We start from the raw sequence: 13,030 nt of genomic DNA, 5'->3' as shown, positions 1-13,030 counted from the left end.
TCAGGCGTCGTCGCGGTGCAGGCGCAGGACCGCGCGCAGTTCCTCGCGCAGCCAGGCCTGGCGAATGCGCGGCAGGCGCTGGGCGAGGCGCCGCGCCACCCAGCGCTGGCCGCGGGCGACGAAGCGCAGGCGCTCGGCCATCTCCTCGATGGCCATGGCCTTGGCATGGAAGGCGCCGAGTTCGCGTCTGGGCTCGGCGCCCAGGCGCTGCAGGCTGCGGCGCAGGCGGCGGCAGCTTTCCGCCTCGCCCTGGTGCAGCGCGTGCAGGCGCTCCAGAAGTCGTGGATCCTCGGTCTGCCGGGCGCTGTCGAGCATCACCCGGGCGCCGGCGCGCTCGGCGCTCAGCAGTTCCTGCAGCCAGTCGATGAGGTCGGCGTCTTCGTCGCCGCCCTGCAGGCGCGCCAGGCTGGCATCGGCCTCCGCCACCAGCTGCGCCAGGCGCTCGGCGGCCGGGCGGATGTCGTGCAGCTGGGCGCAGGACTGGCCGGCGTAGATGGGCATGTCCTCCAGGCGGCCATAGGCGCCGCGCAACGGCGAGTCGGTGGAGAACAGGTAGATGGGGCCGCCGTCCTGCTCGCCGATCACCGGCGTCTCGCGGCGCTCGTGCAGGTTCGCGTAGTCGCCGCGGGTCACCGCGTTGGGCAGCACGCGCACCGGCGCCGGCATCGGCCAGTTGCGGAAGAAGGCCTCGGTCAGCAGCGTCTGCTCCGCCTCGGCCTCGACCAGGCAGCGCTTGTGGTAGTCGTGGGCGTAGGACTCGTCGGTGGCGAGGAAGGCCGAACCGCAGGCCACGCCCTGGGCGCCCAGGGCCAGCGCGGCGGCGATGGCGGCGCCGCTGGCGATGCCGCCGCAGGCCACCACCGGCACTTCGCCCAGGGCCACCAGTTCCGGCACCAGGGCGAAGGTGGAAACCTGGCCGCGCACGTGCCCGCCGGCTTCCACGCCCTGGGCGATCAGCACGTCCACCCCGGCGCGCAACGCGGCCTCGGCATCGGCGCGGTGGCCCACCTGGTGCAGCACCAGCATGCCGGCGTCCTTGAAGCGGCGGACCACATCGGCCCGCACGTCCCAGAACAGCGCCACCGCCGGCACCCGCAGCTCCAGGCAGACGGCCACCTGCGCCTCCAGCAAGTCGGCGGGGGTGGCCGCGGGGATCAGGTTGACGGCGAAGGGTTCGTGGCTGAGCTCGCGGTAGGCCGCCACCTCGCGGCGGATCAGCGCCACCGGCTCGCGCACCATGCCCAGGCAGCCGAAGCCGCCGGCGTTGCTCACCGCCGCGACCAGTTCATGGCGTGCCACGCCGCCCATGCCGGCGCAGATGATAGGCACCCGGCAACCCAAGAGTTCGACCAGGGGGGTGTTCAGCGCGGGATGAGACATGGCGGTACTCCTGAAGCCGCAAGGCAGAGCGGCGACAGGACAATGGTAGGCCTTGGGCTTAACTGAATTTAAATGAAATTTAATGGCCGATTAGTTCATTAAAATGAATATGTAAGCCGTATTCGAAAAATCGGATCTACCCCTTGCAAGCCACGCTTTCCTTGCCCATGCCCGCCTGCGGCAAAGGGTCGCGCGGGCGACGGTCGCAGCGTTCATATCAAAATAAGTTCATTCAGCCTTCATTATTATTAATTTGTTGCATGCCTTGACGTTCCGCAGACTGTATCGGCTCCCTGCAAAGGTTCTGGCCCCCCACTCCGACCAGGGTCTTGCACCCGCTGCCACGCTCCCCGTGCAGTGGGGGGAGCAGCCAGTCACCGCGCATTTCGACGGAACCCAAGATGGCCAGCGTGCAAGCCCTCGACAAGAACGACACCTATAACTACGAGATCGTCCGCCGTTTCACCCTCACCACCCTGTTCTGGGGCGTGCTGGGCATGAGCATGGGCGTGGTGATCGCCGCCCAACTGGTGTGGCCGGAACTCAACCTCGGCCTGCCCTGGACCAGCTTCGGGCGCATCCGCCCGATCCACACCAACCTGGTGATCTTCGCCTTCGGCGGCAGCGCGCTGTTCGCCACCTCCTTCTACGTAGTGCAGCGCACCTGCCGGGTGCGCCTGGTCTCCGACAGCCTGGCCAACTTCGTGTTCTGGGGCTGGCAGGCGAGCATCCTGGCGATGCTGGCGAGCTACCCGCTGGGCATCACCACCTCCAAGGAATACGCCGAGATGGAGTGGCCCATCGCGCTCTGGGTCACGGTGGTGTGGGTCGCCTACGCCTACCTGTTCTTCGGCACCATCGCCCGCCGCAAGGTGCAGCACATCTATGTGGGCAACTGGTTCTACGGCGCCTTCATCGTGGTCACCGGCATGGTCCACGTGGTCAACCACCTGGCGCGCCCGGTCAGCCTGCTGAAGTCCTACCCGATCTACTCCGGCGCCACCGACGCCATGATCCAGTGGTGGTACGGCCACAGCGTGGTCGGTTTCATCCTCTCGGTGGGCTTTCTCGGCATGATGTACTACTACGTGCCGCGCCAGGCCGAGCGGCCGGTGTACTCCTACCGCCTGTCCATCGTGCATTTCTGGGCGATCATCACCCTGTACATCTGGGCCGGCCCGCACCACCTGCACTACACTGCCCTGCCCGACTGGGCGCAGTCCCTGGGCATGGTGATGTCGCTGATCCTCCTGGCCCCGAGCTGGGGCGGCATGATCAACGGCATGATGACCCTCTCCGGCGCCTGGCATAAGCTGCGCACCGACCCCATCCTGCGCTTCCTGGTGGTGTCCCTGGCCTTCTACGGCATGTCCACCTTCGAAGGCCCGATGATGGCCATCAAGACGGTCAACTCGCTGTCCCACTACACCGACTGGACCATCGGCCACGTGCATGCCGGGGCGCTGGGCTGGGTAGCGATGATCTCCATCGGCGCGCTGTACCACATGATCCCGAAGCTCTACGGCCGCGAGCGGATGTACAGCGTCGGGCTGATCAACGCGCACTTCTGGCTGGCCACCATCGGCACCGTGCTCTACATCGCCTCGATGTTGGTCAACTGCATCACCCAGGGCCTGATGTGGCGTGCGGTCAACGCCGACGGCACCCTCACCTACTCCTTCGTCGAAGCCCTGCAGGCCAGCCACCCCGGCTACATGGTGCGGCTGTTCGGCGGCGCCCTGTTCGCCAGCGGCATGTTCCTGATGGCCGGCAACACCTGGCTGACCGTGCGCGCCGGCCAGCGCATCGACCGCATGCCCATCGCCAGCGCCGCCTGAGGAACCCCGCCATGCAACTGCTGCTCGCCCTGGCCACGCTGCTGGTCGTGGCCGTCGCCCCCTGCCTGCACCTGCGCCGCGCCAGCCGCCACGACCTGCAGCAGGCGGCGCTGCTGCCCTTCGCCGACGACCCCGAGGCCGCCGCGCGGATGAGCGCCGCCACCGGCCAGCACTGCGAGCGCCTGTTCGACCCGCGCCGCGAGTGCCGCCTGCGGGCCTGATTTACCCGATCCAGGGACGGATCCCTCCCGCGTGCCTGTCTGGCACTTTTCGGGGCCCACCTCGTTGTTCCGTGAGGTGGGCCCTTTTTTTCGTGGCGCATGATGCGTTGGCGTTTTCCGGCGATGCGGGGTGGCGTTTCCAGCGCACCTCCGAGGGGGATTCGGCCATGGTCAAACGGCGGATAACCGCGAACGGTTATTCGCCCTACGTGGCTGAGCCCCCCATCCTGAAGGGGGCCAGCCCGTGCCGGGAGAGGATTCGATGCCAGTCGGCAACGCTGGAGCCGCCGGCTGACGCCGTAATGCCCATTCCTGCCCAACGTCCCCTCTCCCGCTTGCGGGAGAGGGTTAGGGTGAGGGGCTCTTGAAATGGCCCCCTACGCCCCGCCCTCACCTCCCCCTAGGGGCCCGTAGGGGTTTCCCCGATTTTCGCGCCACCGCGCCGGCCCTATCGTTCGCAGCCATATCCCCCACTGCGTGAGCGCCGCCGTGTTCGCCTATTCGATCTTCTGGACAGGAATCGCCCTGGGCCTCGCCGGCCTGGGTTTCGCCCAGCCATGGCTGGGCGCAGCCGGGCTGGCCCTGGCCGGCGCCGCCGGCATCGCGCTACGCCCCCGCGCACAACTGCCGGCCGAGCTTCCCGTGCCCTCCGCCGAGGCCCCTGCCGCCGTCGACTGCCAGCCCCTGCTGCACGCCGTGCTGCCGGCCTGGCAGCAGAACCTGGAGCAGGTGCGCAAGCTGCTGGCCGGCAACGTCGGCGAGCTGTTCGCGCGCTTCGCCGCCCTGGCCGAGCGCCTGCAGCAGACACTGGCCCGCTCCGAGAGCGTCACCGGCGGCGAAGGCCTGAGCCACGACCTGCGCCAGGCCCAGCAGCGCCTGCACGAAGTCACCGAGGCCTTCCACGCCGCCAGCGTGCGCAAGAACGAGCTGCTGGCCACCATCGGCAACCTCAGCGGCTACGCCAGCGAGCTGCAGGGCATGTCCAAGCACGTGCAGGACATCGCCAGCCAGACCAACCTGCTGGCCCTCAACGCCGCCATCGAGGCCGCCCGCGCCGGGGAGTACGGGCGCGGCTTCTCGGTGGTGGCCGACGAGGTGCGCAAGCTGTCCAGGCTCTCGGCCGAGACCGGCCAGCGCATGGTCGAGAAGGTCGGCGAGATCAACCAGGCCATCCACGCCACCGTCACCGCGGCGCAGGAGCTGTCCAGCCGCGAGGAAGACAACCTCGACTACCTGGACGGCGTCGCCGCCGACATCCTGCGGAACCTCTCGCGCAACCTCGAAGCGCTCAGCGCCAGCGCCGGCGAGCTGCAGCACGACACCCGCGTCACCCAGGCGGACATCCAGGAAATCATCGTCGGCCTGCAGTTCCAGGACCGCAGCGACCAGATCCTCGACCACCTGCAGGGCGACATCGGCCGCCTGCACCAGGCCGTCGCCAGCAGCGATGCCGCCCTCGCCCAGCCGCAACGCTGGCTCGGCGAGATGCGCCGCCAGTTCACCACCGACGAGGAACGCAGCGCCCGCCCGGCGAGCCGCGGCGCCGCCTCGGACGTCACCTTCTTCTGACCGCCCCGGAGCCCAACATGGCCAAGACCATTCTCATCGTCGACGACTCCACGTCCATGCGCCAACTGGTCAAGATGACCCTCGCCGGCGCCGGCCACCAGGTCATCGAGGCCGTCGACGGCCGCGACGCCCTGGCCAAGCTCGGCGGCCAGAAGGTGCACCTGGTCATCAGCGACCTGAACATGCCCAACCTCGACGGCATCGGCCTGGTCAAGGCGCTGAAGGCGCGCCCCGAGTACCGCTTCACGCCCATCGTCATGCTCACCACCGAAAGCGAACAGGGCAAGAAGGCCGAAGGCCAGGCCGCCGGCGCCCGCGCCTGGATCGTCAAGCCGTTCCAGCCGGCCCAGTTGCTGGCCGCCGTGGACCGGCTGGTGGGCTGAGATGCTGCACCTTTGCGACGAGCCCGGCCGCCCCCTGGCGCTGGCCGGCAGCCTGACCATCTACGAGGTGGGCCAGGCCTGCGCCGCCCTGCGCGAGGCGGTCGCCGGCGCCCGCCTGGAAGTGGCCGGGCAATGGCCGCTGGACCTGTCCCGCCTCGACGAGATCGACACCGCCGGCGTGCAACTGCTGCTGGCGCTGCGCACGCAACTGCAGCGCCACGGCGCCGTACTGGCGCTGCACGCGCCCAGCGAGGCGGTGCGCGAACTGGTCGACCTGTTGCGGCTGCACGCCGCCCTGCCCTATGCCGCCGCAGCGGCCCAGCCCGAGGCCTGATGCCATGCTCGACGGCGAACAATGGAGCGAACTGCTGCGCGGCTTCATCGAAGAAGCCCGCGACCTGGCCCGGCAGGCCGAGGAATGCCTGCTGGAACTGGAGCGCAACCCGGCCGACGGCGAAGCCATCACCCGCCTGTTCCGCGCCATGCACACCCTCAAGGGCTCGGCCGGGCTGTTCTCGCTGCTGCCGCTGGTGAACTTCACCCACCACCTGGAAAACCTGCTGATGGCCGTGCGCGACGGTGAGCGCGTACTGACCGCCGAGCTGGTCTCGCTGATGCTGCGCTGCCTGGACGAGATCACCTCGATGGTCGCGCTGATCGACCCGGCCAGCGGCGAGCTGCCGGTGGACGCGGCGCACCAGCGCGAACTGCTCGACGCCCTGGCCGCGCTGACCGGCAACGAGCCGGAACTGATCCCCACGCAAGCCATCGACTGCCCAGCCCGCGGCCGCCTGGACGCCTGCGCCAGCTGCGAGGCGCAAGGCGCCTGGCACATCTCGCTGCGCTTCGACGGCGAGCTGCTGCGCAACGGCTTCGACCCGGCCACTTTCGTGCGCTACCTCGGCCGCCTGGGCGAGGTGCTCTGCCTGCACCTGATCGACGACGCCGTGCCGGCGCTGGAAGAGCTCGACGCCGAGCGCTGCTACCTGGGCCTGGAGATCGCCCTGTGCACCTCGGCGGAACGCGCCGCCATCGAGGAAGCCTTCGAATTCATCCGCGATTTCTGCAGCTTGCGCCTCCTGCCGCCGGGCAGCCAGGTGGACGACTACCTGGCGCTGATGCGCGAGCTGCCGGAAAGCGACGAGCGCATCGGCGCCATCCTGGTCGCCAGCGGCCTGCTCGACGAACAGGACCTGGCCCGCGGCCTGGCGTTGCAGGCGCAACACAGCGACGCGCTCAAGCCCGCCCTGGGCAGCGTGCTGGTGGACCAGGGGCTGGTGCCGGCGCAGGCGGTGAACGCCGCCCTGGCGCAACAGCAGAAGGCCCGCGAGCGCGCCCCGGAAAGCAGCCTGATCCGCGTCGCCGCGCACAAGCTCGACGAGCTGATCAACCTGGTGGGCGAACTGGTGATCAGCGCGGCCGCCGCCCAGCTGCACGCCCGCGCCAGCGGCGACAGCGCCAGCAGCGAAAGCGCGCAGACGGTCAACCGCCACGTGGAGCTGATCCGCGAGGCGGCGCTGAAGCTGCGCATGGTCGAGATCGGCGAGACCTTCTCGCGCTTCCACCGCGTGGTGCGCGACGTCAGCCAGCAACTGGACAAGCGCATCCGCCTGGAGATCCACGGCGCCGACACCGAGCTGGACAAGTCGGTGATCGACAAGCTGGCCGACCCGCTCACCCACCTGGTGCGCAACGCCATGGACCACGGCATCGAGCCGGCCGGGCAGCGCATCGAGGCGGGCAAGGCGCCCGAGGGCCTGCTGCGCCTGAACGCCTTCCACGAGTCGGGCACGGTGGTCATCGAAGTCAGCGACGACGGGCGCGGCCTGGACACCCGGCGCATCCGCGCCAAGGCCATCGAGCGGGGCCTGATCGAGGCCGGCGCCACCCTGAGCGAGCAGGAGCTGCAGCGGCTGATCTTCGCCGCCGGCTTCTCCACCGCCGACAGCGTCTCGGACCTGTCCGGCCGCGGCGTGGGCATGGACGTGGTGCGCAGCGCCATCGAAGCGCTGCGCGGCAGCATCGAGATCGACTCGCGCGCAGGCCAGGGCAGCACCTTCCGCATTCGCCTGCCGCTGACCCTGGCGATCATCGACGGCTTCCAGGTGAGCCTGGGCGACGAACAGTTCGTGGTGCCGCTGGGCCTGGTGACCGAATGCATGGAGCTACCGCCCCACGCCGGCGACGGCGCCTGCGGCTACATCGACCTGCGCGGCCGGCCGCTGCCGTGCATCGACCTGGCCGCGCACTTCGGCCTGCCGGGCAGCCGCGGCGGGCGCCGCAACATAGTGGTGGTCAGCCACGGCCGGCAGCAGGCCGGGCTCGTGGTCGACCACCTGCACGGCGAGCTGCAGACGGTGATCAAGCCGCTTGGCCCGCTGTTCCAGCACCTGCAGGGCATCGCCGGCTCGACCATCCTCGGCTCCGGCCAGGTCGCCCTGATCCTCGATATCGCCACGCTTTTCGCCAGCCTCGACGAACAGCCGACGCACCACCCCGTGGACAGCGATCCACAGCAGAGCCACAGGCACCCGCAAGCCGCCGGTGCGCAGGAGACACCCCATGAAATTCATCCGTAACCTCCGGATCGGCATCCGCCTGATCGCCGGCTTCTCCCTGGTGGTGGCCCTGACCACCGCGGTGGGCGCGCTGGGCATCTTCAACCTGAGCAAGGTCAACGACCTCTCCGACCAGATGTACAACCGCGAGATGCTCGCCCTCGACGCCATGCAGGTGGCCAACCTCAACCTGGTGTACATCGGCCGCCACCTGCGCAGCTCGCTGCTGGCCGCCAGCGTCGAGGAACGCGACGCGACCATGGCCCAGGTGCCCCAGGCCATCAAGACCCTGCACGACAACCTGGAGGCGGCCCGCGCCAGCTTCGTCAGCGACGAAGCCAAGGCGCGCCTGGCGCAGCTGGACCAGCAACTGGCGGAGTACGAGAAGACCGCCCTGCACATCCTCGACCTGAACAAGGCCAGCGGCCGCCTCGACGAAGGCAGCGAGGCCAGCGCCCTGCTGCCGAAGCTGCGCCAGCTGAGCAACGCCGCCGACGACAACATGAGCGCGCTGGTGGAGCAGAAGAAACTCCGCGCCCGCCAGGCCAACGACAGCATCACCGACATCTACCTCGCCTCGCGCCTGCAGATGATCGTGCTGGTGCTGGTCGCCGCCGGCCTGGGCTTCGCCATCGGCATCCTGGTCACGCGCAGCATCGTGCGCCCGCTCAACCGCGCCATGGGCGTGGCCAACAGCCTCGCCGAGGGCGACCTGGGCGTGCGCGTGGAAGTCGACAGCGCGGACGAGACCGGCCGCCTGCTGGGCTCCATGGGCCACCTGGCCGAGCGCCTGCGCAACGTCATGGGCGACGTGCGCGGCGCCGCCGACGCCCTCTCCTCGGCCTCAGAGGAAGTCAGCGCCACCTCCCAGTCCCTCAGCCAGGCGGCCACCGAGCAGGCCGCCAGCGTCGAGGAGACCACCGCCTCGGTGGAACAGATGTCCGCCTCCATCGCGCAGAACACCGAGAGCGCCCAGGTCACCGACGGCATCGCCGGCAAGGCCGCCAGCGACGCGGTGGACGGCGGCCGCGCGGTGCGCGAGATGGTCCAGGCCATGAAGCAGATCGCCGACAAGATCGGCATCATCGACGACATCGCCTACCAGACCAACCTGCTGGCCCTCAACGCCGCCATCGAAGCGGCCCGCGCCGGCGACCACGGCAAGGGCTTCGCGGTGGTGGCAGCCGAGGTGCGCAAGCTGGCCGAGCGCAGCCAGGTGGCCGCGCAGGAGATCGGCGGCGTGGCCGGCAGCAGCGTGCAACTGGCCGAACAGGCCGGCCACCTGCTCGACGAGATAGTGCCCAACATCCAGAAGACCTCCGACCTGGTCCAGGAGATCACCGCCGCATCCCAGGAACAGAGCGCCGCCGCCGGGCAGATCAACATCGCCATGGGCCAGATGAACCAGATCACCCAGCAGAACGCCTCGGCCTCCGAGGAGCTGGCCGCCACCGCCGAGGAAATGAACGCCCAGGCCAGCCAGTTGCTGGAGCTGATCGGCTACTTCCGCTTCGACGAGCAGGCCCGCGCCCACGCGCCCTACCGCGGCAGTGTCGCCAGCACCCCGCGCGAACCCCATCGGCCGATGCGCAAGGCAGCCGCCGCGCGGGTGGACGAAGGCCAGTTCGTCAGCTTCGACTGAGGAAAGCGAGCATGGACAACCTGCAGAGCACGGCGCCCGGCGCGGTACAGCACCTGTCGTTCCGCGTGCGCCAGGCGCGCTACGCGCTGCCCATCGAACTGGTGCGCGAGATCATCGAGTACGGCCAGGTCACCGCGGTGCCGATGATGCCCGGCTTCATCCACGGCGTGATCAATCTGCGCGGCAACGTGGTGCCGGTGCTGGACCTGGCCGCCCGCTTCGGCATGCCGCTGAGCGTGCCGGACAAGCGCACCTGCATCGTCATCATCGAACTCGACCTGGGCGACAGCCAGCAGCGCACCGGTCTGGTGGTGGACGCCGTGGACGCGGTGCTGGACATCGAGGCCGCCAGCATAGAGCCGGCGCCGCCGTTCGGCACCGGCATCCGCACCGAGTTCATCGCCGGCATGGCCCGCGACGAGGCGGGCTTCACCATCGTCCTCGACGTGCGCCGCGCGCTGTCGCTGGACGACATCCGCCAGCTCGGCCTGGCCGCGCAGGCCGGCTGATGCCCACGCGCAATCTGCCGCGCCTGGGCGACGAGGACTTCCGCCGCCTGCAGCGCCTGATGCAGCAGGCCTCGGGCATCCGCATGGGCGAACAGAAACGTACCCTGATGGCCGGCCGCCTGATGTGCCGCCTGCGGGCGCGCGGGCAGCCCGACTACGGCGCCTACCTGCGCCTGCTGGCGCAGCCGGCCGAGGCCGCCGAGCGGCGCCTGGTGGTGGACCTGCTCACCACCAACGAGACCTTCTTCTTCCGCGAGCCGCAGCACTTCGAGGTGCTCGGCGACTGGGCCGCGCGCCGGCGCCGGCCGCTGCGGCTGTGGAGCGCCGCCGCCTCCTCGGGGCAGGAAGCCTTCAGCATGGCCATGACCCTGGCCGAGCGCGGCGCGGCGGACTGGTCCATCCTGGCCACCGACCTCAGCCTGCGGGTGCTGGAGAAGGCCCGGCGCGCCATCTACCCGATGGAACAGGCGGCCCACCTGCCGCGGGGCTGGCTGGAACGCCACTGCCAGCGCGGCATCGGCGAAAGCGCCGGCAACTTCCGCATCGGCGCGCACCTGCGCGAGCGGGTGGCCTTCGCCGAACTGAACCTGGCCCGCGAACTGCCGGCGGACGTCGGCCCCTTCGAGGTCATCTTCCTGCGCAACGTGCTGATCTACTTCGGCGCCGAGGAAAAGCGCGGCATGCTCGCCCGGCTGCTGCAGCGCCTGGTGACGGGCGGGCTGCTGTTCATCGGCCACGCCGAGAGCCTGCACGGCCTGGGCCTGCCGGTGCGCACGCTGTGCCCGTCGGTCTTCGAACGCACGCGATGAGAGGAGCACGGGCGTGATCAAGGTCTTCATCGTCGACGACTCGGCGCTGGTGCGCCAGGTGCTCACCGCCTGCCTGGGCGGGCACCCGGGCATCCAGGTCATCGGCCAGGCGGCCGACCCGCTGTTCGCCCTGGAGAAGATGCGCCAGCAATGGCCGGACGTGCTGGTGCTGGACGTGGAGATGCCGCGCATGGACGGCATCACCTTCCTGCGCCGGATCATGGCCGAGCGGCCGACGCCGGCGATCATCTGCTCCACCCTCACCCAGGCCGGCGCGGCCGTCACCCTGGAGGCCCTGGCGGCCGGCGCCGTGGGCGTCTTCGCCAAGGCCAGCGTGGGCCTGCGCGAAAGCCTGCAGCAACTGGCCGGCGAACTCATCCGGCAGATCGAGGCGGCCGCCCGCAGCCACCCACGGGCCACGCCGCCGCGCACGCCGGCCACGGCCGCACCGCCAGCCACCCGCAGCGGCCGGCTCGCCGGCGAGCGCATCGTCGCCCTGGGCACCTCCACCGGCGGCACCCAGGCGCTGGAGCAGGTGCTGCGCCAGTTGCCGGAGGACTGCCCGGGCATCGTCATCGTCCAGCACATGCCGGAGAAGTTCACCGCCGCCTTCGCCCAGCGCCTGGACGGCCTGTGCCGCATCGAAGTACGCGAGGCGCGCCACCTGGACCGCCTGCGTCCAGGCCTGGCTCTGGTGGCGCCGGGTGGCTTGCACATGCAGCTCAGGCGCAGCGGCGCGCACTACCTGGTCGAAGTGCTCGACGGCCCGCCGGTCAACCGCCACAAGCCCTCGGTGGACGTGCTGTTCCGTTCGGTGGCGCGGCACGCCGGGCCCGACGCCCTGGGGGTGATCATGACCGGCATGGGCGACGACGGCGCCCGCGGCCTGCTGAGCATGCGCGAGGCCGGCGCGCGCACCCTGGCCCAGGACGAGGCCAGCTGCGTGGTGTTCGGCATGCCGCGCGAAGCGCTGCGGCTGGGCGCCGCCCAGGCCAGCGAGCGGCTGGCCAACCTGCCACGGGCTATCCTTCAGTTCGCGGGCGGCGACGAATGAGCGCGCCGCCCGCGCGCAAGAGCCGAACCTTGGCCGGGAAAAAGGCTCTGTCCTGAAGCGAAGGCCGTCGCGCGCGGCCATGGAACATGGATACAGGAGCTTGTCGCAATGAACCCACAACGGTCGACTGCCTGGGGCCCGGCGAACGCCCGGGGGCAGGTCGCACGGCCATGAGCTGCCGCCTGCTGCTGGCCGACGACCATGCGCTGATCCGCTTCGGCGTGCGCGCCATGGTGGCCAGCCTGGAGGGCTACGAGATCATCGGCGAAGCGGAGAACGGCCGCCAGACGGTGGAACTGGCCCGTGCCCTGCGCCCGGACATCATCCTGCTGGACGTCACCATGGAAGGCTCCAGCGGCCTGGACGCCCTGTGCGAACTGGGTAGCGTGGCGCCGGCCTCGCGGGTGCTGATGCTGTCGATGCACACCGACGCCGAGGTGGTGCTCGCGGCCCTGGAGCGCGGCGCCCAGGGCTACCTACTCAAGGACGCCGCCCTCAACGAACTGCACATGGCCCTGCGCGCCGTGGGCCGCGGCCAGCGCTACCTGAGTTCGGCCATCGCCGCCCCGGTCATCGCCCAGGCCCTGGCCCGGCAGAAGCCGGCGGCCAACGACCCCGAGCTGACCCAGCGGCAGATCGAGATCCTCCGCCTGATCAGCCGCGGCGCCTCCACCCGCGCCATCGCCACCGGCCTGGGCCTGAGCGTGAAGACGGTGGAAGCCCACCGCGCCCAGATCATGCGCCGCCTGCGCATCCACGACGTGCCCAACCTGGTGCTCTACGCGGTGCGCCAGGGGCTGATCGACCCCAATGACTGACCGGGGCCGCCAGCCAAGCCTATGAAAAGCGTCTAGGCGCAGTCCCGTAGGATGGGTCGAGCGAAGCGATACCCATCACCGCGACCGCATGGGTATCGCAAGCTCAACCCATCCTACGAAAACTGTTCGGCATCGACCTGTAAGCGGACCATGCCCGCGAATCGCGCGCAGGGCGCGCTCCTACAAGGGGGTACGGTGCACTGCCGGCCGCACCGGAATGCTCGCCTGCCACGTAAGCGGACTCCGCCG

Annotated in this window: 12 protein-coding genes; 11 read left to right on the top strand and 1 reads right to left on the bottom strand. The window is 70.0% G+C overall.

Going from position 1 to position 13,030, the window contains the following annotated elements:
• Entirely contained in the window at positions 1–1,380 is a 1,380-nt protein-coding gene (locus FG99_RS23825; protein WP_043272612.1) for a nitronate monooxygenase, read from the bottom strand.
• Between the two features lie 401 nt (positions 1,381–1,781).
• On the opposite strand from FG99_RS23825, the gene ccoN reads away from it, so the two are divergent.
• The 11 genes from ccoN to FG99_RS23770 all read left to right on the top strand — a co-directional run bounded on the left by ccoN (position 1,782) and on the right by FG99_RS23770 (position 12,781).
• Positions 1,782–3,218, top strand: a complete 1,437-nt coding sequence (ccoN, locus tag FG99_RS23820) for a cytochrome-c oxidase, cbb3-type subunit I (protein WP_043272611.1) — start codon at positions 1,782–1,784, stop codon at positions 3,216–3,218.
• Positions 3,219–3,229: 11 nt separating this feature from the next.
• Positions 3,230–3,439 carry a hypothetical protein gene (locus FG99_RS23815; RefSeq protein ID WP_051879175.1) on the top strand — a complete coding sequence of 70 codons (210 nt, stop codon included), beginning with the start codon at positions 3,230–3,232 and terminating at the stop codon, positions 3,437–3,439.
• A 477-nt stretch (positions 3,440–3,916) separates the two neighbouring features.
• Positions 3,917–5,008, top strand: coding sequence for a methyl-accepting chemotaxis protein (locus FG99_RS23810; protein ID WP_371263884.1), 1,092 nt, complete (start codon positions 3,917–3,919; stop codon positions 5,006–5,008).
• 17 nt (positions 5,009–5,025) lie between these two features.
• A complete protein-coding gene (locus FG99_RS23805) occupies positions 5,026–5,391 on the top strand; it encodes a response regulator (RefSeq protein ID WP_009620233.1) in 366 nt (121 codons plus the stop codon).
• 1 nt (position 5,392) lies between these two features.
• On the top strand, positions 5,393–5,725 hold the full coding sequence (locus FG99_RS23800) for an STAS domain-containing protein (RefSeq protein WP_009620231.1): 333 nt from the start codon (positions 5,393–5,395) through the stop codon (positions 5,723–5,725).
• Positions 5,726–5,729: 4 nt separating this feature from the next.
• Positions 5,730–7,970 carry a chemotaxis protein CheA gene (locus FG99_RS23795; RefSeq protein ID WP_043272609.1) on the top strand — a complete coding sequence of 747 codons (2,241 nt, stop codon included), beginning with the start codon at positions 5,730–5,732 and terminating at the stop codon, positions 7,968–7,970.
• The gene (locus FG99_RS23790; protein WP_043272608.1) at positions 7,954–9,591 is read left to right on the top strand and encodes a methyl-accepting chemotaxis protein; all 1,638 of its coding nucleotides are present in this window, start codon (positions 7,954–7,956) and stop codon (positions 9,589–9,591) included. Before FG99_RS23795 ends, FG99_RS23790 begins: the two co-directional genes overlap by 17 nt.
• A gap of 11 nt (positions 9,592–9,602) precedes the next feature.
• Positions 9,603–10,100, top strand: coding sequence for a chemotaxis protein CheW (locus FG99_RS23785; RefSeq protein ID WP_043272607.1), 498 nt, complete (start codon positions 9,603–9,605; stop codon positions 10,098–10,100).
• Complete coding sequence (locus FG99_RS23780) at positions 10,100–10,909, top strand: CheR family methyltransferase (RefSeq protein WP_043272606.1); 810 nt, start codon at positions 10,100–10,102, stop codon at positions 10,907–10,909. The genes FG99_RS23785 and FG99_RS23780 overlap by 1 nt, the downstream gene beginning before the upstream one ends.
• Positions 10,910–10,922: 13 nt before the next feature.
• Entirely contained in the window at positions 10,923–11,963 is a 1,041-nt protein-coding gene (locus tag FG99_RS23775; RefSeq protein ID WP_043272605.1) for a protein-glutamate methylesterase/protein-glutamine glutaminase, read from the top strand.
• A 170-nt stretch (positions 11,964–12,133) separates the two neighbouring features.
• On the top strand, positions 12,134–12,781 hold the full coding sequence (locus FG99_RS23770; protein WP_009620218.1) for a response regulator: 648 nt from the start codon (positions 12,134–12,136) through the stop codon (positions 12,779–12,781).
• Positions 12,782–13,030: the final 249 nt, after the last annotated feature.

The sequence above is a fragment of the Pseudomonas sp. AAC genome (assembly GCF_000725445.1).
Lineage (GTDB): Bacteria > Pseudomonadota > Gammaproteobacteria > Pseudomonadales > Pseudomonadaceae > Pseudomonas > Pseudomonas citronellolis.
The sequence above is the reverse complement of the archived record's forward strand: the minus strand, read 5'-3'. Positions and strand labels throughout refer to the sequence as shown.